At 69.1% G+C, this 23043-nt stretch carries 22 protein-coding genes, 2 tRNA genes and 1 riboswitch; of the genes, 12 read left to right on the forward strand and 12 right to left on the reverse strand.

Annotated elements, in window-relative coordinates; genetic code table 11:
* Nucleotides 1–263: 263 nt before the first annotated feature.
* From ACFPN9_RS19210 to ACFPN9_RS19230, 5 genes are all read right to left on the reverse strand, one after another.
* Nucleotides 264–1241, reverse strand: a complete 978-nt coding sequence (locus ACFPN9_RS19210) for a Bug family tripartite tricarboxylate transporter substrate binding protein (protein ID WP_066717317.1) — start codon at nt 1239–1241, stop codon at nt 264–266.
* Between the two features lie 88 nt (nt 1242–1329).
* Nucleotides 1330–2178: a fumarylacetoacetate hydrolase family protein gene (locus ACFPN9_RS19215; RefSeq protein WP_066717320.1), complete on the reverse strand. Its 849-nt coding sequence runs from the start codon at nt 2176–2178 to the stop codon at nt 1330–1332.
* A gap of 15 nt (nt 2179–2193) precedes the next feature.
* Nucleotides 2194–3825: a bifunctional 3-(3-hydroxy-phenyl)propionate/3-hydroxycinnamic acid hydroxylase MhpA gene (gene mhpA, locus ACFPN9_RS19220; RefSeq protein ID WP_245282333.1), complete on the reverse strand. Its 1632-nt coding sequence runs from the start codon at nt 3823–3825 to the stop codon at nt 2194–2196.
* Nucleotides 3826–3851: 26 nt separating this feature from the next.
* Nucleotides 3852–4757, reverse strand: a complete 906-nt coding sequence (locus ACFPN9_RS19225; protein ID WP_066717323.1) for a VOC family protein — start codon at nt 4755–4757, stop codon at nt 3852–3854.
* Nucleotides 4754–5812: an amidohydrolase family protein gene (locus ACFPN9_RS19230; protein ID WP_066717326.1), complete on the reverse strand. Its 1059-nt coding sequence runs from the start codon at nt 5810–5812 to the stop codon at nt 4754–4756. The genes ACFPN9_RS19225 and ACFPN9_RS19230 overlap by 4 nt, the downstream gene beginning before the upstream one ends.
* 178 nt (nt 5813–5990) lie before the next feature.
* Here ACFPN9_RS19230 and ACFPN9_RS19235 point away from each other — a divergent pair, with 178 nt between their 5' ends.
* The gene (locus tag ACFPN9_RS19235; protein ID WP_066717328.1) at nt 5991–6659 is read left to right on the forward strand and encodes a GntR family transcriptional regulator; all 669 of its coding nucleotides are present in this window, start codon (nt 5991–5993) and stop codon (nt 6657–6659) included.
* Nucleotides 6660–6830: 171 nt separating this feature from the next.
* Here ACFPN9_RS19235 and ACFPN9_RS19240 read toward each other — a convergent pair.
* Nucleotides 6831–6921, reverse strand: a tRNA-Ser gene (locus ACFPN9_RS19240).
* Between the two features lie 211 nt (nt 6922–7132).
* Here ACFPN9_RS19240 and ACFPN9_RS19245 point away from each other — a divergent pair.
* The 6 genes from ACFPN9_RS19245 (at nt 7133) to ACFPN9_RS19270 (ending at nt 11406) form a co-directional block, all read left to right on the forward strand.
* Nucleotides 7133–7208: transfer RNA gene (locus ACFPN9_RS19245), tRNA-Phe, on the forward strand.
* A gap of 219 nt (nt 7209–7427) precedes the next feature.
* Nucleotides 7428–8546 carry a mandelate racemase/muconate lactonizing enzyme family protein gene (locus tag ACFPN9_RS19250; RefSeq protein ID WP_066717369.1) on the forward strand — a complete coding sequence of 373 codons (1119 nt, stop codon included), beginning with the start codon at nt 7428–7430 and terminating at the stop codon, nt 8544–8546.
* Nucleotides 8547–8632: 86 nt separating this feature from the next.
* Nucleotides 8633–8732, forward strand: a riboswitch (TPP riboswitch).
* A gap of 90 nt (nt 8733–8822) precedes the next feature.
* Nucleotides 8823–9818 carry a glycine oxidase ThiO gene (gene thiO, locus ACFPN9_RS19255; RefSeq protein ID WP_082735238.1) on the forward strand — a complete coding sequence of 332 codons (996 nt, stop codon included), beginning with the start codon at nt 8823–8825 and terminating at the stop codon, nt 9816–9818.
* Nucleotides 9802–9999 (forward strand): sulfur carrier protein ThiS, encoded by a 198-nt coding sequence (gene thiS / locus ACFPN9_RS19260; RefSeq protein WP_066717374.1) that lies wholly within the window; start codon nt 9802–9804, stop codon nt 9997–9999. The genes thiO and thiS overlap by 17 nt, the downstream gene beginning before the upstream one ends.
* Nucleotides 10000–10012: 13 nt before the next feature.
* The gene (locus ACFPN9_RS19265; protein WP_066717376.1) at nt 10013–10786 is read left to right on the forward strand and encodes a thiazole synthase; all 774 of its coding nucleotides are present in this window, start codon (nt 10013–10015) and stop codon (nt 10784–10786) included.
* Nucleotides 10787–10797: 11 nt separating this feature from the next.
* A complete protein-coding gene (locus ACFPN9_RS19270) occupies nt 10798–11406 on the forward strand; it encodes a thiamine phosphate synthase (RefSeq protein WP_066717379.1) in 609 nt (202 codons plus the stop codon).
* A gap of 105 nt (nt 11407–11511) precedes the next feature.
* On the opposite strand, the gene ACFPN9_RS19275 is transcribed toward ACFPN9_RS19270, so the two are convergent.
* The 3 genes from ACFPN9_RS19275 to ACFPN9_RS19285 form a co-directional block, all read right to left on the reverse strand.
* A complete protein-coding gene (locus ACFPN9_RS19275) occupies nt 11512–11820 on the reverse strand; it encodes an Rdx family protein (RefSeq protein WP_066717382.1) in 309 nt (102 codons plus the stop codon).
* A gap of 131 nt (nt 11821–11951) precedes the next feature.
* Nucleotides 11952–13439: a carboxypeptidase M32 gene (locus tag ACFPN9_RS19280; RefSeq protein WP_066717386.1), complete on the reverse strand. Its 1488-nt coding sequence runs from the start codon at nt 13437–13439 to the stop codon at nt 11952–11954.
* 163 nt (nt 13440–13602) lie between these two features.
* Nucleotides 13603–14694 (reverse strand): NADH:flavin oxidoreductase/NADH oxidase, encoded by a 1092-nt coding sequence (locus tag ACFPN9_RS19285; RefSeq protein WP_066717388.1) that lies wholly within the window; start codon nt 14692–14694, stop codon nt 13603–13605.
* A gap of 157 nt (nt 14695–14851) precedes the next feature.
* Between ACFPN9_RS19285 and ACFPN9_RS19290 the strand changes: the two genes are divergently transcribed.
* Genes ACFPN9_RS19290 through ACFPN9_RS19310 form a run of 5 tightly spaced genes read left to right on the forward strand, consistent with a single transcriptional unit; the run spans nt 14852 to nt 20257 of the window.
* Entirely contained in the window at nt 14852–15340 is a 489-nt protein-coding gene (locus ACFPN9_RS19290) for a MarR family winged helix-turn-helix transcriptional regulator (RefSeq protein ID WP_066717390.1), read from the forward strand.
* Nucleotides 15341–15356: 16 nt separating this feature from the next.
* Complete coding sequence (locus tag ACFPN9_RS19295; RefSeq protein WP_066717394.1) at nt 15357–16568, forward strand: efflux RND transporter periplasmic adaptor subunit; 1212 nt, start codon at nt 15357–15359, stop codon at nt 16566–16568.
* Nucleotides 16565–19690, forward strand: coding sequence for an efflux RND transporter permease subunit (locus ACFPN9_RS19300; RefSeq protein ID WP_066717396.1), 3126 nt, complete (start codon nt 16565–16567; stop codon nt 19688–19690). Before ACFPN9_RS19295 ends, ACFPN9_RS19300 begins: the two co-directional genes overlap by 4 nt.
* Nucleotides 19691–19737: 47 nt before the next feature.
* On the forward strand, nt 19738–20025 hold the full coding sequence (locus ACFPN9_RS19305) for a BrnT family toxin (RefSeq protein WP_066717399.1): 288 nt from the start codon (nt 19738–19740) through the stop codon (nt 20023–20025).
* Entirely contained in the window at nt 19991–20257 is a 267-nt protein-coding gene (locus ACFPN9_RS19310; protein WP_066717401.1) for a BrnA antitoxin family protein, read from the forward strand. Before ACFPN9_RS19305 ends, ACFPN9_RS19310 begins: the two co-directional genes overlap by 35 nt.
* 13 nt (nt 20258–20270) lie before the next feature.
* Here ACFPN9_RS19310 and ACFPN9_RS19315 read toward each other — a convergent pair whose 3' ends face one another.
* Genes ACFPN9_RS19315 through ACFPN9_RS19325 form a run of 3 tightly spaced genes read right to left on the reverse strand, consistent with a single transcriptional unit; the run spans nt 20271 to nt 23013 of the window.
* Nucleotides 20271–20687, reverse strand: a complete 417-nt coding sequence (locus ACFPN9_RS19315; protein ID WP_066717403.1) for a thiol-disulfide oxidoreductase DCC family protein — start codon at nt 20685–20687, stop codon at nt 20271–20273.
* A gap of 2 nt (nt 20688–20689) precedes the next feature.
* Entirely contained in the window at nt 20690–21961 is a 1272-nt protein-coding gene (locus tag ACFPN9_RS19320; RefSeq protein WP_066717405.1) for an acyl-CoA dehydrogenase family protein, read from the reverse strand.
* An 11-nt stretch (nt 21962–21972) separates the two neighbouring features.
* A complete protein-coding gene (locus tag ACFPN9_RS19325) occupies nt 21973–23013 on the reverse strand; it encodes a phosphotransferase family protein (RefSeq protein ID WP_156450060.1) in 1041 nt (346 codons plus the stop codon).
* Nucleotides 23014–23043 lie beyond the last annotated feature (30 nt).

Consider the following 23043-nt stretch of genomic DNA (forward strand, 5'->3'; position numbering starts at 1 on the left):
GCGACATTGCAGTCTCGACAGGTCCGATCCGGTTCCATGGACGCGAATGCGGCCGATGGTGCCAATGGGCGACCTGGGTTCGCGCCCGAAAACGGATCTGCGTTGCAGGCGACGGACCATTGTCGGCAATCTCGACCTTAGCGGCCCCGTCACCAATCCGTCTGATCACCCGCGCCGACGCGGGTGATGCTTCAGCCGTGCGGACGGTCGCCAGGGTCGACCGGCGGAGGTCAGGCACCCTGCAGCCGGAGCCAGACCAGCGCTCATTGCGGCTCGATACCGAACTCCTTGATGAGCGCGCCCATGGTCGCGATCTCCTTGGTCAGGAAGGCGCCAGCGCCGGCGGGCGTCGCGAGCGGGCCGACATCGACGTCGAAGCCCAGGGTCGGCGCGCGCTCGCGCACATCCGGCTGCTGCAGCGCCTCGGCGATCTTCTGGCTCATCGACTGGACGATGTCTGGAGGCGTCCCGGCCGGCGCCATGACCATGAACCAGCCGCCGATATCGGCGCTGGCGAGGGTCTCGGCGATGGCGGGAATGCCGGGCAGCGAGGCCAGCCGCTTGGTGCCGGCAACGGCGAGAGGCCGCAGCGTCGCTTCCTTGATGAAGGGCTCCGCCACGGAGGCCGACTGGATCGTCGCCTGGACGCGGCCCGCGATCGTGTCCTGGATCGAGTTGGCCGCCGCGGCATAGGGCACCAACACCATCTTGATCCCGGCGCGGCGGTTGATGGTCTGTCCGATCAGGCCGGAGATGTTGCGCTCGCTGTCGACGGCCAGGGTGATCTCGCCGGGCTTGGCCTTTTCCTGCGCGATCAGGTCCTCCAGCGACTTGAAGGGCAGCGAGGGGTTCACGAGCAGCACGTGATGGCTGCGCGCCACCATCGCCACCGGCATGAGATCCTTCTGGGGATCGTAGGGCAGCTTGCGGAAGGTGTGGGGGTTGGTCGAGAGCGAGGCCGAGGTGGCGAAGAGGAAGGTGTAGCCGTCCGGCGTGGCGCGGGCGACCGCCTGCGTCCCGACGATGTTGGCCGCGCCGGTGCGGTTCTCGACATAGACCTGCTGGCCGAGGCTGCGCGACAGCTTGTCGGCCAGCACGCGTGCGAGGATGTCGGGGCTGTTGCCGGCCGCCTGCGGCACGACGAGCGCGATCGGGCGCTGCGGCCAGGCCTGCGCCTGGGCACTTGCGATCGCGGCGAGCGCGAGGGTGGCGCCGAGCGCCAGTGATCTGAACTTGGACATCGTGTCCTCCGGGCTCTTCTGGGATGGGGGGAGCGCCGCCGGGCGTGCTCCGCGAGCCTCGAAGGCGCGCTTCCGGCGGCGTCGTGGTTCAGGCCTCGTCGGCGATGCCGTTGCGCAGGATGCCGAGGCGGTCGATCTCGACCTCGACGAGGTCGCCGGGCTTCAGCCAGAGCGGGGGATTGCGCTTGGCGCCGACGCCGCCGGGCGTACCCGTCGCGATGACGTCGCCGGGCTCCAGCCGCGTGAAGGACGAGCAGTATTCGATGATCTTCGGGATATCGAAGATCATCTGGTCGAAGGTCGCGTCCTGCACGACCTGGCCGTTGACGCGGGTCTGGAGGCGCAGATCGGGGAGGGGGCCGAGTTCGTCGGGCGTCATCATCCACGGCCCGAAGGCGCCGGTGTCGGGGAAGTTCTTGCCCGGCGTGAACTGGTGGGTGTGGCGCTGGAAGTCGCGGACGCTGCCGTCATTGTAGCAGGCATAGCCGGCGACATGGGCGAAGGCGTCCTCGCGGGCGATATAGCGGCCCGGCTTGCCGATGACGATGGCGAGCTCGCCCTCGAAATCGAGCTCGTGTGAGACGCGCGGCCGCACGATGTCGGCGCCATGGCCGGTCTGCGAATTGGCGAAACGCGCGAAGATCGTGGGGTTCTCGACCTCGGCCCGGCCGGTCTCCTTGCGGTGCATCTCGTAGTTCAGCCCGACGCAGAGGATCTTGTCGGGGTTCGGCACGACCGGGAGCCAGGTCACGGCCGAGAGCGGATGGCGCGGTGCACCGGCGGCCGCCGCGGCGACTTCCGCCAGCGCGGAAGCGGCGATGACGCTCTTGAGGTCGGGATAGCGCCCCGACAGCACGGCGCCGAGATCGACGGCCTGCTCGCCGTCGATCAGGCCCCATGTCGGGGCACCGTTGAGGCGGAAGGTGGCAAAACGCATCGGGAGGTTTTCCTCTCAGGACAGGGCATGGGCGAGGGAGGCCGCCGGCAGCGCGGGCGCGGTGAGGCCGAGGGTGAAGGCGTCGATCAGCGCGGCCAGCGCCGGGCCGTCGGCGGCCGTGCCGAAGACGTAGTGGTCCGGCCGCACGATCGCGGCGGCGCGACCGCATCCCGCAAACCAGTCGCGCAGGACGCCGTCGCATTCGGCGACCGTGATGTCGGCCTCGGCGACGGGGCCGGCTCCGGACGGGCCGAAGGCGATGACGGTGAGGCCTTTGGCGCGCGCCGTTGCGAGGATGCCGGCGGGCAGGGTGCGGGCGAGCGCGTCCTCGATCACGACGCGGCAGCCCGCCCCCGCGACGGCGTCGAGCCGCGCACGCCCCTTGGCCGTCTCGACCCAGGGCTGCGGGAAGAGCCGGCCGCGGGCCGGATCGGTTTCGTCTGCGAGCAGGCCGGTCGCCAGCGGCGGCACGATCTCCTGGCGGGTGATGATGCGCGGCTGGCCGCCGCCCTCGGCGAGGATGCGGGCGTCACGGGCGCGCGCCGCCACCGGATCGCGCTCGCAGATCACCTGGCCGATCGCCTTGATCCGCGTCGTCAGCTCGCGGACATGCGCGCTGCGCTCCGCCTCGTAGCTGTCGAGCAGCGCCTCGCCCGAGCGTCCGTCCAGCACGCGCGCGAGCTTCCAGATCAGGTTGGCGACGTCGCGCACCCCCTGGCACATGCCCTGGCCGATGAAGGGCGGCTGCTGATGCGCGGCGTCGCCGGCGATGAAGACGCGACCCTGCCGCCAGCGCTCGGCGACCAGGGCGTGGAAGCGATAGCTCGCGGCCCGCCAGAGCGTCGCGTCCGCCGGCGTCAGCCATCGCGCCAGCAGCTCCCAGACGCGCTCCCGCGTCTGCGCCAGGCGCGGATCCTCGCCCGGCAGCAGCATGATCTCCCAGCGGCGATGGGTGCCCGGTCCGATGATGTAGCTGGTCGGCCGCCGCGGATCGCAGAACTGCGCCGAATTCGGGGGCAGCTTGGCCAGGGCCGACTCGTTCACCTGCATGTCGACGACCAGCCAGGGCTCGTCGAAGACCAGATCGGCGAGACGGATGCCGAGCCGCTCCCGGACGCCGCTCGAGGCGCCGTCGCAGGCGATGACGTAGTCAGCCGTGATCGTACGACGCATACCGTCGTCCTGCCGCAGGTCCAGCGTCACGCGATCGGGTGTCGCTGTCAGATCGACGAGTTCCGTCCCGAGGCGGACATCGACCCCGGGCCGCGCCTGCGCATGGGCCCGCAAAGCGGCCTCGACGGGAGGCTGCGTGAACACCATCGTCGGCACATAGCCCTGCGGGTAGGGTTCCGGCACGGTGTCGATCCGGCGGATCAGCTGCCCGTCGGCGCCGAAATGCTCCGAAGCGTGGAACGGCGCGACATAGGGCAGAACAGCCTCCGCCAGGCCCAGATTGTCGAAAAGCCGCAGGATCTCGTGGTCGATCGCGATGGCACGCGGCTTGTCGTAGACCTCGCGCTGGCGGTCGATGACGAGGCTGCGAATGCCGTGCTGGCCCAGCAGATTGGCGGCGACGGCGCCGCTCGGCCCGAAGCCGACCACGACGACGGGATAATGCGCGGAACCGGGAAGAGACGTCTCGCTCACCTGAACGGAAATCCTGTGCTGGGCGTTCATCGGGCGGCCCCCGGGCGATAGGCGATGGCCGTCTGGGCGGCCTTCACATGATCGGGCTTGGGCGGGGCGATGCCCCACTGGTCGGTTCGGCCGGGCGGCCAGACCCACTCCTCGGGCCCGCGCACGCGATAGCCGTCGTCGACCTGCAGGACCTCCGCCGTAAACTCGACGACGAAGCCGACGGGATCGACGAAATAGGCGAAGACATTGTCGCCCGGGCCGTGACGACCGACGCCCCAGCCGATCGGATAGCCGGCATCGACGAGCCGGCCCGCGGCCCGCATCACCGATTCCCAGTCCGGCACGAGGAAGGCGATGTGGTTGAGTCCGCTGGCCTTGGCCTCCGCCAGCACCACGGCGTGATGGTCGCTGTTGCAGCGCAGGAAGGCCATCAGCTTCGAGCGATCGGTGAGGACGAAGCTGAGTCCCTCTTCGAAGAAGCGCGTCTGGGCGTCGACATCGTGGCTGTTGAGGTTGACATGGGCGAGCCGCGACGCCCGGTCGGGCCTCTCGCCGGCATCGCCGTGAAGCGCGTCGCCCTGGACGAAGCGGTAGACGCCGCCCTGCGGCTCGGCCAGTTCGAGCAGCACGCCGCCGCCGGGCTCGCCTGTCGGGGCAGGGCCCGACTGCACCCGGGCGCCGTGCCGCGCGGCTCGCTCGCCCAGCTGCTCGAGATCGGTCGCCGCATCGACCCGGAACGTGACCGACAGGATCTCCGCCGCGGCGCAAGGATGGAGCGCAAGGACGTGATGGTCCGCGCCCGTTGCCCGCAGATAGACGGCTTCCCCCTGCCGCGCCGCGACCTCCAACCCCCAGACCTGCGTATAGAAGCGCTCGGAGAGGGCGAGGTCCGGCGTGCCGATCGCGACGGAGCGCAGGGCGGTGACGGGAAAGCGGCTCATGGCGAGACCTCGCTCGGCCGGCCGAGAAAGGCCGCCGCATTGTCGCGCAGCAGCCGCGCCCGCAGCGCCTCGTCCGCAAAGGCGGCTTCGATCCGCTCGACCGGGCGGCGCTCGTGGAAATTGAAGGGATAGTCGGTGCCGATCATCACCTGCGTCTCTCCGAACAGGCGCACCAGATGCTGCAGGGTCGGCTCGTCATAGACGAGTGCGTCGTAGAACAGCCGGCGGGCCTGCTCGGTCGGCGAGACTTCGATGCTCTCCTGAAGGGCCGGGAAGACGCGGCGGCCTTCCTCCAGCCGCGGCAGCAGCAGTCCGAGCGTTCCCCCGCCATGGCTGAAGGCGATCCGCAGGCGCGGACGCCGCAGCATCAGGTTGGAGCAGATCACGGAGGCCGCGGCGAGCCCGACATCGCCGGGATAGGCGAGCACCTGCTGGAGCTGGCCCGGCCCGACCAGCCGCTCCTGCCCGCAGGGGCGCACCGCATGGACGAAGACGGCTGCGCCAAGCTCCTCGGCCGCCTCGAAGAATGGGTCGAAATCGGGCGCCCCGATCGGCCGGCCATTGACGTTGCTGCCGACCTGGACCCCGGCGAAGCCGGGATCGCGCATCAGCCGTTCCAGCTCGGCCAAGGCCCGGTCCATGTCCTGCAGGGGCAGGGCGCCCAGTCCGACCAGCCGCCCGCCGGACTCGCCCACCATCGCCGCGATCTGGTCGTTGATGTAGCGCAGCAGCTCGTCGGCATCGGCGGCGTCCATCCAGTAGGACATCAGCTCCGGCATCGCCGAGATCGCCTGCAGCGACAGGCTCATGCCGTCCAGGTCGGCGAGCCGCTTGGGCACGTCCCAGCACCGGTCGGAGACGGTGCGATAGGTCCGCCCGTCGATGACGACGTGACGGTGACAGGGCTGGGCTTCCGCCATGGCAGGCCAGCCCTTCGGCGTCGCCCCCCTGAGATAGGCCGGAAAGCGCGCGGGCACGACATGGGCGTGGATGTCCACGCCGCAGCGACAGCCGCCGAGTGTCCAGCGCCGCTCCGATCCCGCCTGGCCCGTCACGATCCCTCCAAAGGACTCGATTTTTGTAGCTGGCGCCGAGCATATTCGATAATGTGCCGTCGTAAAGCAGAATTTATAAATTTCTGACGAGCGAGGCTACGTGTACAGATCGAAGGTCTTGAGCCCGCCGGGGAGCCCCGCGCGCTCGCTGGCTTCGCAGGAGATCGAGCCCCTTCGCATGACAGCGCCGACCCCTTCGACCCGAACGCTCGACCTCTACGACAAGCTGCGCGAGGACCTTCTCTGCGGGCGGCTCAAGCCGGGCCAGAAACTGCAGATGCGCTTCCTCATGGAGGCCTACCAGGCCGGGCAGACGCCGCTGCGCGAGGCGCTGAACCGGCTCACCTCCGAGGGGCTGGTGCAGTCGCGCGAGCAGCGCGGCTTCATCGTCTCGCCGGTGAGCAAGGCGGAGCTGCAGGAACTCACGATGACGCGGTGCTGGCTCGAGGGGCTGGCGTTGGGCAAATCCATGGAGGCCGCGACGCCCGAATGGGAGGAGGCGCTGGTGGTGGCGCATCACCGCCTCGCCCGCACGCCGCGCTCGCTCAACCCGGAGCAGTTCGAGGACAATCCGGACTGGGAGCGCCTGCACCGGATCTTCCACCGCACCCTGATCAGCCAGTGCGGCTCGGCCTCGCTGGTCGGCTTCTGCGACCATCTCGCCGACCAGCTCTACCGTTATCGCCGCGTCTCGATCCGGCGCGTTTTCTCGACGCGCAGGATCGGCGACGAGCACCAGGCTATTCTGACGGCTGTGCTGGATCGGGCGGCCGATCGGGCCGTGCAGCTTCTGGAAAAGCACTATCAGGACACCGCGGACGTGCTTCTCGACGATCCCGCGTTCTGAAGGAGCGCGCCTGCCCATCCTCGCGCCGCAGATGGATCGGAAGCCCCCCTCGACAGACAGGCTCGGTCGAATCGATGCATACGAGAAACGCCCCCGTGCTGTGACGGGCGGCTGTGACAGAAGCGTCCTCCGGAGAGACGGGCCGCGTACGCAATATCAAGGGCTTAGGAGTGGCGGAGACGGAGGGATTCGAACCCTCGATACCCTTGTGGGGTATGCTCATTTAGCAAACGAGTGCCTTCAGCCTCTCGGCCACGTCTCCGTTGGATGCTCTATGCCCGATGGCCGGCCGCTTTGACAAGCCGTCGCGGCGCGGTTTCGCGAAAGCTTTCTCTCGGGCTCGCGGCGGCGGAACGGGCGCTTGTGGGCGACCGAGGGATCGTGACCGGAAAGCCGACGAAGCGACTGGACAGCCCCGCCGTCACTGGCTATACCGCGCCCACCAACAGGGACGCGGCTTCCGCATCCCCGGCGCCCAGATAGCTCAGTTGGTAGAGCATGCGACTGAAAATCGCAGTGTCGCTGGTTCGATTCCAGCTCTGGGCACCATTTTCTTCCCGATCATCGATGGTCACAGCAAACCGGTTGCGGATCTGCGTCGCCGCGTCTGGCCTCGCTGATCAGGCGCCCGGCGATCCGCCCCCTCTGCGCCTGCATGTCGGGCGCGCCGCTTCCGGCGTTGAAGCGCGTCTGCGGCTGTGGTCGTCTCGGGCCCGATAAGCCGCCGCGGCCCCAACGGTCGCGAGCGGAGGGCCCGGGAGGACCATCATGCGCATCGCCAGAATCGAACCCTTCATCCTGCATATCCCCGTCACCGGCGGGTCGATCGCCGATTCGACGCATCGCATCAGCCATTGGGGCGTCGTCGGCACCAGGATCGTCACGGAGGAGGGGCTAGAGGGCTATGGTTTCACCGGCACCCATGCCGATCTGTCCTCCGACCGGCTGATCACCGCCTGCATCCGCGATTGCTATGCGCCGCTGCTGATCGGCGAAGACGCGTTGGAAACGAGCCGGCTCTGGCTCAAGCTCGCGCGCCATCCGGCGCTGCAATGGGTCGGCCGCGCCGGCATCACCCAGCTCGCGCTGGCGGCGGTGGATGTCGCGCTCTGGGATCTCAAGGCGAAGAAGGCCGGCGTGCCGCTCTGGCATCTCCTCGGCGGCGCCAGCAAGCCGCGGCTCGAGGCCTACAACACCGATATCGGCTGGCTCTCGATCCCCAAGGACCAGCTCGTCGAGGGCTGCCGCAGGGCCGTGGAGCAGGACGGTTTCCACCGCATCAAGGTCAAGGTCGGCCATGCCGATCCCGGCATCGACATCGGCCGGCTCGAGGCGGTGCGCCGGGCCGTCGGGCCCCATGTTTCGCTCGCCATCGACGGCAACGGCAAATGGGATCTGCCGACCTGCAAGCGCTTCTGCGCCCGGGCGGAGCCGCTCGACATCTTCTGGTTCGAGGAGCCGCTCTGGTATGACGATGTCGGCTCGCATGCGGCGCTCGCCCGCGACACCTCCATTCCCGTCGCGCTCGGCGAGCAGCTCTATTCGCTCGACGCCTTCCGCGCCTTCATCGCAGCCGACGCGATCCACTACGTCCAGCCTGATGTGACGCGGCTCGGCGGCATCACCGAATACATCCAGGTCGCCGATCTCGCCCTCGCCAGCCGCCTGCCGGTCGCGCCCCATGCCGGCGAGATGAGCCAGGTCCATGTCCATCTCGCCTATTGGCACCAGGCGACGCCGGTCCTCGAATACATCCCCTGGATCAAGGACGCCTTCGAGGAGCCGGCGAATGTCGTCGATGGCTGCTTCCTGAAACCCCAGCGGCCCGGCGCCGGCACGACGCCCACGATCGACGCCTTCGCCCGCTTCGCCAAGCCGCTGGGCTGACCTCCCTCACGAGGGGGACATGGCCGCGCGGCGGCCCCGGAATGGCTTGGAGGGTTGCCCGGGCGGCCCGCCGGGCCTAGATTGAGGTCGATCCGTTGGGGTGCCGCAAGGCTGAGAGGCGCAAGTCGCCAACCCATCGAACCTGATCCGGATAATGCCGGCGAAGGGAACGGTCGTCGCAGCGTCGCTTCACCCGTCCTGCCACGGCCGCAGCCTTCACGGCCGCGAGGGTAGGGCATGCCGCACGCATCCATCCAGTCCCGGTCGAACCCACCGCTGCGCGTCGGCATCGTCGGCGCCGGCGTCGTCGGCCTCGCCTGCGCGGTCGAGCTGCTCGGGCGCGGCGCCGAGGTCGAGCTGTTCGAGCGCGGCGAAACGGCCGGGGCGAAAGCCTGCTCCTGGTGGGCCGGCGGGATGCTGGCGCCCTGGTGCGAGGGCGAGAGCGCCGAGGAGCCGGTCGTCAGGCTCGGCCAGGAGGCGGCGAGCTGGTGGGAGCGCCATGTCGAGGGCGTCGTCCGCAAGGGCACGCTCGTGGTCGCTCCCAGCCGTGATCGCGCCGAACTGCGCCGCTTCGCCAGTCGCACCTCCCATCTGGTCGAGATCGAGGCCGAGGCCATCGCCGCGCTGGAGCCCGATCTCGCCGGGCGCTTCGGCAAGGCGCTCTTCTTCGAGAGCGAGGGCCATCTCGATCCGCGCCTGGCGCTGGCAGGGCTGGCGGCGAAGGTGATCGCTCTGGGCGGACGCATCCATTACGGCCGCGAGGTCGCCCCCGAGGATGTGGCTGCCGATGCCGTGCTCGACTGCCGGGGTCTCGCCGCCCGCGGGGCGCTGCCGGATCTGCGTGGCGTCAAGGGCGAGATGCTGCTGTTGCGCACCCGAGACGTCACCCTGTCGCGCCCGGTTCGGCTGCTGCATCCGCGCATCCCGCTCTATGTCGTGCCGCGGGCGGACGGCATCTTCATGGTCGGCGCGACGATGATCGAGGGCGGCGACCGCAGCGCCGTCACCGCGCGTTCGATGCTGGAACTGCTCGGCGGCGCCTATGCGCTGCATCCGGCCTTCGGCGAGGCGCAGATCGTCGAGATCGGCGTCGATGCGCGCCCGGCCTTTCCCGACAACCTGCCGCGCTTGACGCGTCGTGGCCGGGTCATCCATGTCAACGGCTTCTATCGGCACGGTTTTCTGCTGAGCCCCGCGATGGCGCGGCTGGCGGCGGAGGCCCTGCTCGATCCCGCCAGCATCCCGGAGAGGCTTCATGACGTTGCTGCTTAACGGCGAGCCGCGCGAGGTCACGGCCACCACGCTCGAGCAGGCGCTGGCCGAGCTCGGCTATGCCGGCAAGGTCGTGGCCACGGCTGTGAACGGCGATTTCGTCCCGGCGCGCAAGCGCGAGACCGTCACGCTCAACGAGGGCGACCGCATCGAGGTCGTCGCCCCGATGCAGGGCGGCTGAGAGGATCACCGAGATGGCGAGCTTCTATGGTTTCGAGCCGAAAAGCCGGCTCTTCCTCGGCACGGCGCAATATCCGTCTCCGGCCATCCTGGCGGATGCGGTGAAGGCGTCGGGCGTCGAGATCGTCACCGTCTCGCTGCGGCGCGAGGCCGGCGAGGGCGGGGCCGGGCAGGCCTTCTGGTCGCTGATCCGCGATCTCGGCGTGCGCGTGCTGCCCAACACGGCCGGCTGCCACGGCGTCAAGGAGGCCGTCACCACCGCCCAGATGGCGCGCGAGGTTTTCGGTACGAACTGGATCAAGCTCGAGGTCATCGGCGAGGACGACACGCTCCAGCCCGATGTCGTCGGGCTGATCGAGGCCGCGCGCATCCTCACGAAGGACGGCTTCGAGGTCTTCCCCTACACCACCGAGGATCTCGTCGTCGGTGGCCGCCTGCTCGATGCCGGCTGCGAGGTGCTGATGCCCTGGGGCGCGCCGATCGGCTCGGGCCGCGGCCTGAACAATGTCTACGGCCTGCGCAGCATGCGGGCGCATTTCCCCGGTGTTCCGCTGGTGGTCGATGCCGGCATCGGCCTGCCCTCCCACGCCGCCCAGGCGATGGAGCTGGGCTATGACGCGATCCTGCTCAACACGGCGGTGGCCAAGGCGGGCGATCCGGTGCTGATGGCGCAGGCTTTCGCGAAGGCGATCGAGGCCGGCCACCAGGCCTTCCAGGCGCAGCCGATCGAGGCGCGCGACATGGCGGCGCCCTCGACCCCGGTCATGGGCAAGGCCTTCCTCTCGTGAAAGCAGCCTCGATGAAGGTCGACCCGTTCTATCCGATCTTCGACAGCGCCGACTGGCTCGCCCGCATGCTGCCGCTCGGCGTGAAACTGGTGCAGCTGCGCGTCAAGGACCGCAGCGAAGCCGAGACCGGCCGCGAGATCGCCCGCGCGAAGACGCTCTGCGCTGATGCCGGCTGCGTGCTGGTCGTGAACGATTACTGGCGGCTGGCCATCGAGGAGGGCTGCGACTTCGTCCATCTCGGCCAGGAGGATCTCGACGGCGCCGATCTCGCGGCGATCCGCAAGGCCGGCATGCGGCTCGGCGTCAGCAGCCATGACGAGGCCGAGCTGGAGCGCGCGCTGTCCACGCAGCCGGACTATGTCGCGCTCGGCCCGGTCTACCCGACCATCCTGAAGGCGATGAAATGGGCGCCGCAGGGGCTGGAACGCGTCACCGAGTGGAAGCGCCGCCTCGGCGCCATCCCGCTCGTCGGCATCGGCGGCGTCTCGCTGGAGCGCGCGTCCGGCGTCTTCGAAGCGGGCGCCGACATCGTCTCGGCGGTCACCGACATCACGCTGAACGCCGATCCGGAAGCGCGGCTGAAGGCCTGGATTGAGGCGACGCGGAAGCGCGCCGTCTAGTGCGCGTCATTCTCGGGCGAAGCCAAGCGCAGACCCGAGAAGCTCAGGACAAGAGAGCTCTGGTTTCCGAGATGGTCGGGTCAAGCCCGACCATGACGCGCGGGCTCAAACGCTCTCCGTCGCCGCATGCCCGTCGACATGGCCGAGGCTGCGCTCGGGATCGAGGCGGTCGCGCACGCGCTGCTTCAGCACCTTGGAATCGGGGAAGCCGCCCTCGCTCTTGCGGTCCCAGATCAGCTCGCCCTCGTAATGGATCTGGAAGATTCCGCCGGTGCGCGGGATCAGCGCGACCTCGCCGAGATCCTGCCCGAAGGTCGAGAGCAGCTCCTGGCCGAGCCAGGCGGCTCGCAGCATCCACTGGCACATCGAGCAATAGGTGATGGTGATGCGGGGCAGGGGCTTGGCTTCGGTCATCGGGACACCTTGGGGGCGATGCGCCTGAATCGGCCGCCGGAGCTTCGCTGGCAAGCCTGTTCAGAACATGGCTGGCCAGCGTCGGTGGTATCCTAAGTCATTGTTTGGAATGAGTTTAATTCGATCGAGCCTCAGCCGCCATAGCGCCGCTGAAGATGCGCCTTGAACACCGAGGCATCGAGCGGCCGGCCCGTCGCCTGCGTCAGCAGATCGTCGGTCTCCAGCAGGCAGCCCTGGCTGTGGATGTTGGTCCGCAGCCAGGCCAGCAGCGGCGCAAAATCGCCCCGCCCGATGCCGGGCAGGATCTCGGGCTGGGCCCGGCAGGCGGCGTCGAAGATCTGGGCGGCGGTCATGGCGCCCAGCGTATAGGTCGGGAAATAACCCCAGCCGCCGCTCGGCCAATGCACGTCCTGCAGGCAGCCGAGGCGGTCGTTCGGGACCGTCACGCCGAGCAGCTCCTTCATGCCGGCGCTCCAGGCGACGGGCAGTTCGGAAAGCGGCATCGCGTCGGCGATCAGCGCCTTTTCCAGCCGGTAGCGCAGGATGACATGGGCCGGATAGGTCACCTCGTCGGCATCGACGCGGATGAAGCCCGGCTCGACCCTGGTGTAGCGCCGCCACAGCGCGTCCGTCTCCCAGGCCGGGCCGGAGCCTCCGAAGGCCTCGCGCATCAGCGGCGCGGCATAGGCGATGAACTCTTCCGAGCGGCAGGCCTGCATCTCGACCAGCAGCGACTGGCTCTCATGCAGGCTCATGCCGCGCGCCTGGCCGACCGGCTGGTGGAGATAGGCCTGAGGCCGGCCCTGCTCGTAGAGCGCATGCCCGGTCTCGTGCAGCACGCCCATCAGCGCCTTGGCGAAATCCGCCTCGTCATAGCGGGTGGTGATGCGGACATCATTGTCGGCGCCGCCGCAGAAGGGATGGGTCGAGACGTCGAGCCGCCCGCGCTCGAAGTCGTAGCCCAGCGCCGCCATCATCCGGAGGCCGAGCGCCCGCTGCGCCTCGATCGCAAAGGGCCCTTCCGGATCGGGCGTCTGCGGGCGCCGCGCCTGAACCGCGAGCGCCTCTTGCGTGAAGCCCGGCAGGAAGGCGGCGAGATCGTCGAACAGCGCGTCGATGGTGGCCGAGCGGCCGCCCGGCTCGTAGTCGTTCAGCAGCGCATCGTAAGGCGAGAGGCCGAGCTTCTCGCCCTTGGCCCGGCCGATTTCCCGCTGCAGCGTGAGCACCTCGGCGAGGAAGGGCAGCAGGCCGGCGAAATCGCTCTCGGCCCGGGCCTGCCGCCAGCGCATCTCGCAGGCCGAGATCGCCTTGGAGGAGGCTTCGACGAGATCGGCCGGCAAGGCGGTCTCGACCGTCCAGAGCCGCCGGATCTCGCGCAGATTGGCCCGCTCCCAGGGACCGAGCCCGTCCTGCACCTCGGCCTCGGCCAGCCAGTCGCCGATGCGTTCATCGGTGGTCAGGCCGTGATGCATCACCCGCAGCAGCGCCAGGCTCTCGGCCCGCGTGCCGGCCGCGCCCTTCGGCATCATCACGTCATTGTCCCATTGCAGGATGCCGATGGCGTTCCCGAGCGCGGCGGCCCGGCCGAAATGGGCGGAGAGGTTCGCATAGGCGGTCATGACGGTTCGTCTCGATTGATTATGGCAAATCCCGCTGGGTCATCCCGGGCGACTGAAGGGAGACCCGGGATCTAGTCCGGAACGATGGCGGAAAGGGTCAGGAATGGATCCCGGCTCTCCGCTGCGCTCCGGCCGGGATGACGGCGGAGACTGAACCCGCGCGTCAGCCGAACAGCGTCTTGAACTGCCGCGGCTGCGAGCGGAGATACTGGTTGGGCACCTTGACCGTGGCGCCGAGCTGCGCGGCGGCGTGCCAGGGCCAGCGCGGATCGTAGAGGATGCCGCGCGCGATGCCGACGAGATCGGCGTCGCCAGTGCCGACGATCGCCTCCGCCTGCTCGGCCTCGGTGATCAGCCCGACCGCGATGGTCGGCAGGCCGGTCGCCTGCTTCACCGCCCGCGCGAAGGGCACCTGGTAGTTCGGCCCCAGCGGAATCTGCTGCGCGCCGGAATTGCCGCCGCTGGAGACATGGATGAAATCGGCGCCGCGCGCCTTCAGCGCCTGCGAAAAGGCGAGCGTCTGCTCGAGGTCCCAGCCACCCGGCACCCAGTCGGTCGCCGACAGCCGGACCCCGACGGGGTAACCCGCCGGCACCACGGCCTTCACCGCCTCGAAGGCCGCGAGCGGGAAACGCATCCGGTTCTCCAGCGAGCCGCCGAAATCATCCTCGCGCCGGTTCGAAAGCGGCGAGAGGAACTGGTGCATCAGATAGCCATGGGCGCCATGCAGCTCGATCGCGGCGAAGCCGAGCCGCACCGAGCGCCGGGCCGCTTCCGCGAAGCGCTCGCAGAGCCGCGCGATGTCGTCGGTCGTCAGCGCGCGGGGATTGCGGGCATGGCCGTCGAAGGCGACCGGGGAGGGGGCGACCGTCTCCCAGCCGCCGGTATCCAGCGTGAGCTGACCGCCGCCATGCCAGGGCTGCGCCACGGACGCCTTGCGGCCCGCATGGGCGAGCTGGATCGCGATCGGCATGTCGGAATGGCTGCGCACGGCCTTCAGCGTCCTGGCCAGCGCGGCCTCCGTCCCGTCGTCCCACAGCCCGACATCCTGCGGGCTGATGCGCCCGGCCGGTTCGACCGCCGTCGCCTCGATGATCAGCAGGCCGGCGCCCGAATGCGAGAGATTGCCGAGATGGATCGTATGCCAGTCGGTCGTCTGGCCGTTCTCGGCCGAATACTGGCACATCGGCGCGATCACGATGCGGTTGGCGAGGGTCAATCCGCCGATCTGGTAGGGGCTGAAGAGCTGGCTCATCACGGGTCTCCTGGAAGGCTCAGTCGGTATAGGCGCCCGCCGCGCCCGCGGCCACTGCCGCCGGCGCGCATCAAGAGATTGTGCGGGCGCGAAGATCCGCCCGCATTTGGCCGCAATCGCAGCAATTGATAAGCCTGCTTATCATAAGGAGACTGCAATGGAGCGGCCCCTTCGGCGCGAGCTGATGTTCCAGATGGTCGAAACGGCGCGGCTGATGCGCACTTATGTCGACCAGCGTGCCCGCGAGCACGGCACCACCCGCGCCCAATGGGGCATCCTCTCGCGGCTGCGGCGCCGCGAGGGCCAGAACCAGGTCGCGATGGCCGAGCAACTCGACATGCAGCCGATCTCGGTGGCGCGGCTGATCGACCGGCTCGAGGGGCAGGGGATGGTCGAGCGTCGGGCCGACCCGGCCGACCGGCGCGCGCATCTGCTCTACCTCACGCCCCAGGGCCGGGCGCTGGTCGAGGGGCTCGACGCGCTGCGCACCGAGATCGCCACCGAACTGCTCTGCGAGGTCGAGGACGAGGCCCTGCGCGCCACGCTCGACACGCTGGCCACCATCCGCAGCCGCATTCGCGAGGGTCGGCGTGAACGCCAGGCCGGACCCGCCGTTCCCACCGCCGCCACCGCCGGCGCAGCCTGATCACCGGAGCCGATCGATGAAGCGCAAGACCATCCTCGCCATTGCCGGCCTCGCCGCCGTCGGGCTCGCCGGCGGCCACTGGCTCGCCACCTCGCGCGGCGCGGTCGATCCCACGGAGGGCGCACGCAGCGCCCGCGCCGGCCGGAGCAGCGACGGCGCCCCCGCGGCGGTGGTGACCGCCATGGCCGAGCGGGCCGACATGCCGGTCCGCAAGCGTGCCATCGGCTTCGTCGAGACGCCGGCCAGCGTTGTGCTCAAGTCGCGCATCGACAGCCAGATCGTCGAGCAGCACGTCGTCGACGGCCAGTTTGTCCGCAAGGGCGACCTGCTCTTCACCCTCGATGACCGCGACATCCGGGCCCAGATCGACAAGGACGAAGCCGCGATCGCCCGAGACGAAGCGACCCACAGGCGCGCCGAGGGCGATCTTGCGCGTTACCAGCAGCTTCTGGCGCGCAATGCCGGCACCCAGCAATCGGTCGATCAGGCCACCGCCGACGAGCGCTCCTCCGCCGCCACCATCCTCGCCGACAAGGCGGCGCTGGAGGCCGACCGGCTGAAGCTGAGCTATGCCCGCATCACCGCGCCGATCGACGGGCGGGCCGGCGCGGTGCAGGTGACGCCGGGCAATCTCGTCGCCGCCGGCACCTCCGGCGCGAGCCTCGTGACGATCACGCAGATGAAGCCGCTGCGCGTCGGCTTCGCCCTGCCGGAGCGGGATCTCCCGGTGCTGCAGGGCGCGCTCGCCTCGGGCCGGCCGGTCGCCGTCAGCGCGCGCATCCCCGACAGCGGCCGCCCGGCCGTGACGGGCACGCTCAACTTCGTCGACTCCGCCGTCGATATGAGCTCCGGCACGATCACCGCCAAGGCGCTCTTCGCCAATGACGATCTCGCGCTCTGGCCCGGCCAGTTCGTCGATGTCGAGATCGCCGCCGATACGCTGAAGGACGTCGTCGTGGTGCCGACCGTCGCCGTCCAGGCCGGGCAGAAGGGGCCTTATGTCTTCGTCGCGAAGGCGGACCAGACCGTGTCGCTGCGGCCGGTCACCGTCGCCCTCGCCGATGGCGACCGCACGGCCCTGACCGCCGGCGTCGAGCCCGGCGAGCGTGTCGTCGTCGACGGCCAGCAGCGGCTGAAGGAGGGCGCCCGCTTCCGTGAGCCGCAGCCGCCGCAGTCCCCGCCGGCCGCGCCCAGGCCGGCCCCCGTCGCCCAGGGAGAGCGCTCATGAACCTCTCCGGCTTCTGCATCCGCCATCCGGTCGCGACCATCCTGATGTCGGCCTCGCTCGTCATGGCGGGCCTCTTCGCCTGGCGCTTCCTGCCGGTGGCCGCGCTGCCGCGCGCCGAGTTCCCGGTCGTCAACGTCTCGGCCCAGCTGCCGGGCGCCTCGCCCGATACGATGGCGACCTCGGTCGCGACGCCGCTGATCAAGCAGTTCGCCACCATCGCCGGCATCGACTCGATCGCCACCACCAACGCCCAGGGCTCGACCTCGATTGCGATCCAGTTCGTGCTCAACCGCAACATCGACGCGGCCGCCGCCGATGTGCAGGCCGCCATCGCCCGCGCCCAGAAGCAGCTGCCGCTGGAGATGACGACGCCGCCGAGCTACCGGAAGGTGAACCCGGCCGATGCGCCCATCATCCTGCTGGCGCTGAAGAGCGACCTGATCCCGCTGTCGCAGCTCGATGCCTTCGCCCAGCAGGTCATCTCGCCGGCGCTCTCCACCGTGGACGGCGTCGCCCAGGTGCAGATCTACGGCAGCCAGAAATACGCCGTCCGCATCCAGGTCGACCCCGTCGCGCTGGCCGCGCGCGGCATCGGCGTCGACGAATTGCAGAGTGCGATCACCGCCACCAACGCCAACACCCCGGTCGGCACGCTGCAGAGCACGAACCAGCAGCTCACCATCCAGGCCCGCACCCAGCTCGCCAATGCCGCCCAGTTCGCCAACGTCATCGTCGCCAACCGCAATGGCCGCCCGGTGCGGCTGGGCGATGTCGCCAAGGTCATCGACTCCGTCGAGAACCTGCAGACCGCCAGCACCTATGACGGCATTCCCGCCGTCGTCCTCGCCGTCCAGCGCCAGCCCGACGCCAACACCGTCGCGGTTGTCGACAAGGTCAAGGCGATGCTGCCGGCCTTCGAGGAGCAGTTGCCGGCCGCCGCCTCGCTCTCGCTGCTGAACGACCGCTCGCGCTCGATCCGTCAGGCGGTCGAGGACGTCCAGTTCACGCTGCTCTTGACCATCGCGCTGGTGGTGATGGTGATCTTCCTGTTCCTGCGGCGGCTGGCGGCGACCTTCATCCCCGCCGTCGCCGTGCCGATCTCGATCGTCGGCACGCTGGCGGCGATGTATGCCTTCGGTTTCTCGATCGACAACATCTCGCTTCTGGGGCTGACGCTCTCGGTCGGCCTCGTCGTCGACGACGCCATCGTGATGCTCGAGAACATCGTCCGCCACATGGAGGAGGACGGTCTTTCGGCCTTCGACGCCGCGCTGAAGGGCTCCTCCGAGATCGGCTTCACCATCGTCTCGATCTCGCTTTCGCTGGTCGCGGTCTTCATCCCCGTCCTGCTGATGGGCGGCGTCATCGGCCGCATCTTCAACGAGTTCGCCGTCGTGGTCACGGTCTCGATCCTCGCCTCGGCCTTCGTCTCGCTGACGCTGACGCCGATGCTCTGCGCCCGGCTTCTGTCGCATCACGGGCCGGCGCAGGAGGAGAACGCCTTCGGCCGCGCGCTGGAGCGCGCCTTCGCGGCGCTACTTTCGGGCTATGACCGCGCGCTCGTGCTGTGCCTGCGCATCAAGCCGGCGATCCTGTTGACCTTCTTCGCCACGCTGGCAGCGACGGTCTGGCTGCTCCAGACCACGCCCAAGGGCTTCTTCCCGCAGGAGGATATCGGCCAGCTCCAAGTCTCGACCGAGGCCCGGCAGGACATCTCCTTCACCGCGATGAAGCAGGCGCAGGACGAGGTCGCCCGTGTCTTCCGAGCCTCGCCCCATGTCGCCCATGTCGCCTCCACCGTCGGCGGCAGCTCGGGCAGCGCCGGCGCGCTCAATGCTGGGCGCCTGTTCGTCGAGCTGAAGCCGCAGGGCGAGCGCCCGGCGCTACAGAAAGTGCTGGCCGACCTGCGCCGCGACCTGTCGCGCGTCGCCGGCATCAACGTCTTCATGACGCCGGTGCAGAACCTCAACATCGGCGCACGCGCCGCCAAGAGCCAGTACCAGCTCGTCGTGCAGGGGCTCGACCAGGGCCTGATGAACGACTGGGCGGTGCGCCTCGCCGATGCGATGGGCCGCGACCGCGGAAGCTTCGCCGACGTCACCACCGACCTCCAGAACAACGCGCTGGAGGCGACGCTGGTGGTCGACCGCGACAAGGCAAACCAGTTGAAGATCGGCGCCGATGTCCTTCGTTCGACTCTGTATTCCGGCTTCGGCGTCCGCCAGGTCTCGACCATCTACACCGCCGGCGACAGCTATCAGGTCGTGGTCGAGTTCGACCCGAAGGGCGGCTGGACGCCCGACCGCCTCGACCAGATCCGCGTGCGCGCCGGCAACGGCACGCTGGTGCCGCTAGGCGCCTTCGCGCATGTCGAGCGCCGCGCCGGCCAGCTCACCGTCAACCAGCTCGGGCAGCTCCCGGCGGTGACGATCGCCTACAACCTGCCGGCGGGTGTGGCGCTGGGCGACAGCGTCCAGCGCATCGAGGCGCTGAAGGCGCAGATCGGCCTGCCGGCCTCGCTCTCGACCACGCTGGCGGGCACCGCCAAGACCTTCCAGGACTCGCTCGCCAATCAGGGTCTGCTGATCGCCGGCGCGATCCTGACGATCTACATCGTGCTCGGCATCCTCTATGAGAGCTTCATCCACCCGCTGACGATCCTGACCGGGCTGCCCTCGGCCGCGATCGGGGCGCTCGGCGCGCTGCGCCTGTTCGACCTCGACCTCTCGGTCATCGCGATCATCGGCCTCCTGATGCTGATCGGCATCGTCAAGAAGAACGCGATCATGATGATCGACGTCGCGCTGGTGCTGAAGCGCGAGGGCCAGAGCGCGCAGGACGCGATCCACCAGGCCTGCGTCATGCGCTTTAGGCCGATCCTGATGACGACGCTCGCGGCGCTGATGGGCACGCTGCCGATCGCGCTCGGCGCCGGCGCCAGCGCGGAACTCCGCCAGCCGCTCGGCATCGCCGTCGTCGGCGGGCTGATGATCAGCCAGGTGCTGACGCTGTTCATCACGCCCGTCCTGTTCATCTACATGGACAGGCTGTCGGAGGGTCTGGGGCGGGTTTTCAGTCGCCCGCGGGACGAGGGGAAACCTCTGCCAGCTCCGGCTGAGTGACGGCCACCGTTGATTGGCAATACAATTTGTATTAACAATCGGCGACCATGTTCGAATGGGACGAGGACAAGAACGCGGCCAATATCGCCAAGCACGGCGTCAGCTTCCAGCGCGCGTCGCGCATCTTCGAGAACCGGGTTCTGACCGTCGTCGACGGGCGGGCTGAATATGGCGAGGTCCGCGAGATCTCGATCGGCATCGTCGAGTCCGTCCTGTTCCTCACCGTCGTCCACACCGATCGACAGGGCGTGGTCAGGATCATCTCCGCCCGGCGAGCCAACCGGGCGGAAAGGAGACGTTATGAAGACGCGATACAAGCAGGAGCCGACGATTGAGGAACTGGCCGCGATGCCGGAGTCCGAGATCGACTACAGCGACATTCCCGAGCTCGGCGACGCGTTCTGGAAGAATGCCCGCGTCGTCGAGCCCGACCTGACGCGGCCCGTGACCCTGCGCGTCAAGCAATCCGTTCTCGACGCCTACAAGGCGACGGGCAAGGGCTACCAGACGCGGATGAACGCCGTGCTGGAATCCTATGCGCGCGCGGTGCTGAAACCCGGATCGTGAGAGGCTTCGTGCGTCATGTCCCCTCCGGCAGAGTGAAGCGGTGGCGCTGGGCGGGATCGGGCCTCTCGCAGGCGGTCTTCTGGCCGAACCAGCGGTAGCGGTTGCGGGCGACGCGGTCGTAGAGCCAGTCGCGCATCGCCTGTGGCAGCACGGCGCCGATCCGCAGCAGCCGCGCCGGACCGCGCAGATGCCGCAGCAGCGCCAGCACGCCGTCGGATTTCGCCAGCGCCTTGCCGTCTTCGATGAACAGGAAGCTCTCGGGATCGTCGGGGTCGATGCCATGGGCCTGCGCCAGCGCGCGGCCCTCGCGCGACTGGATCGCGACGAAGCGGATCGCAGGCGCACGCTCATGGCGCAGTGTGTACTGCACGGCGCCGGAGCACAGCACGCAGACGCCGTCATAGAGCCAGATCGGACCAGACGGACCCATCGCTAGGCGTTGGGCTTGCGGTAAGGCACCCGCACGCCCTGCTCGGCGAAGGTGCTGCGGTTGCTCTGCTGGTGCTTCTTGACCTCGGCGCGGGCGACGGTGCGCAGATGGACCTCGTCGGGGCCGTCGATGAAGCGCAGCGCCCGGCCCCAGGAGTAGATGAAGGCCAGCGGCGTGTCGTTGGAGAGCCCGGCCGCCCCGAAGACCTGCATCGCCCGGTCGGCAATCTTGGTCTGCAGACGCGTCGCGACGACCTTGATCGCCGAGACCTCGGTGCGGGCGGCCTTGTTGCCGTGGGTGTCCATCATCCAGGCGGCGCGCAGGCAGAGCAGCCGCGCCTGGTCGATCTCCATGCGCCCCTCGGCGATCCAGTCCTGCACATTGGCGTAGTCGGAGAGGGTGCGGCCGAAGGCCTTGCGCTGCAGAGCCCGCTCCACCATCAGCTCGAGCGCCACCTCGCATTGGCCGATCGAGCGCATGCAATGGTGGATGCGCCCGGGCCCCAGCCGCGCCTGCGCCAGCGCGAAGCCCGCGCCTTCCTCGCCGAGCAGGTTGGTGGCGGGCACGCGTACGGCGTCGAAATCGGTCTCGGTATGCCCCTCCGGCGAATGGTGGTTGAGCAGCGGTAGGTTGCGCATCACGCTGACGCCGGGCGCATCCATCGGCACGATGATCATCGAGTGGCGCTTGTGCGGGTCGGCATCGGGAGAGAGGTCCGAGAGCCCCATCACGATGCAGAATGTGACGTTGGGATGCAGCGCCCCGGTCGTCCACCATTTGCGGCCGGTGACGATGTAGTCGTCGCCGTCGCGGATGATCGTGGTCTGGAGATTGGTCGGGTCGGAGGAGGCGACGCCGGGCTCGGTGATGCCGACGCACGAGCGGATCTCGCCGTTCATGAGGGGAACCAGCCAGCGCGCCCGCTGCTCCGGCGTCGCGAAGAGATGCAGGATCTCCATGTTGCCGGTGTCGGGCGCGTTGCAGTTGAACACCTCCGACGACCAGTAGATCCGGCCCATGATCTCGGCCAGCGGCGCATATTCGAGATTGGAGAGCCGCGTGCCCGGCTCGTCGGGCTTCAGCGCCGGCAGGAACAGGTTCCACAGCCCTTCCGCCTTGGCCCGCGCCTTCAGCCCGTCGATCAGCGCGATGGGATAGCGCCCGGCCTCGACCTCCTCGCGATAGCGCGCATCGGCCGGCTGGACATGGGCGTCCATGAACGCCTGCAGCCGCCTGCGCAGCTCCTCGACCTTGGCGGAATAGGCGAAATCCATGGTGTCGTCCCTCAGTCGCGGCCGTCGATCACGGCCTCTGCCCGCAGCGCGAAACTCTCCGCCATCTCGCCGACCGCCACCGCATTCTCCGCCGCGGCGTTGCCGGTTTTCGCCCGCGCCGCGATGCCGTCTAGGATCACCGCGAAGCGCAGCAGCGAGAAGGCGAGGTGGAAGCGGCCCGGCCCCGCGGCGCGGCCGGCGGCGGTGCAGTAGCGGTCGAGATAGGCGGCTTGCGTCGGAATGCCCAGCGCCTGCCGGTCGAGCCCGACGATGCCGGCATACATGGCGGGCGTCGAATGCCAGGGCAGGCAGGAAAAGGCGACGTCCGACAGCGGGTGCCCTAGCGTCGAGAGCTCCCAGTCGAGCACGGCGATCACTTCGGGGCGATCGGGCGCGAACATCAGGTTCCCGAGCCGGAAATCGCCATGGACGATGGTCGTCTCCGGCGTCTCGTCGAGATGCTCGCTCAGCCAGGCGAAGGCGCGGTCGACCGCGGGGATATCGCGCGTCTTCGTCTCCTGCCACTGCCGGCTCCAGCGGGCGATCTGGCGGGCGTAGTAGTTGCCGGGCTTGCCGTAGTCGGCCAGCCCCGCCGCCTGCCAGTCGAAGCCGTGCAGCGCGGCCAGCGTCTCGGCCATGGCGAAATACATCGCCTTGCGGTCGTCGGGCGTCACGCCCGGCAGGGCGGTGTCGTGGAAGACGCGGCCCTCCAGCCGCTCCATTAGGTAGAAGGGTGTGCCGACGACGCCCTCATCCGCCTCGAACAGCAATACGGGCGGCACCGGGACGGCCGAGCCCGCCAGCGTCTTGAGAATCCGGTATTCGCGATCGACCGCATGGGCCGAGGGCAGCAGCGGCCCCGGTGGCTTCTTGCGCAGGACGAGGCGCGTGCCCGCATCGGGATAGGACAGGAAGAAGGTCGGGTTGGACTGGCCACCGCTGATCCGCTCCAGTGTCATCGGCCCCGCAGCCCGGCCGGGCAGGGCCGCGCGCAGATAGGCATCGAGACGGGCGGCGTCGAATTCCAGCGGGGCGGGGGCGGGCGCAGGCATGGGCGGCATCATCTTCAGGGGCAGGGGCGG

The sequence above is a fragment of the Allobosea massiliensis genome (genome assembly GCF_042655245.1).
Lineage (GTDB): Bacteria > Pseudomonadota > Alphaproteobacteria > Rhizobiales > Beijerinckiaceae > Allobosea > Allobosea massiliensis.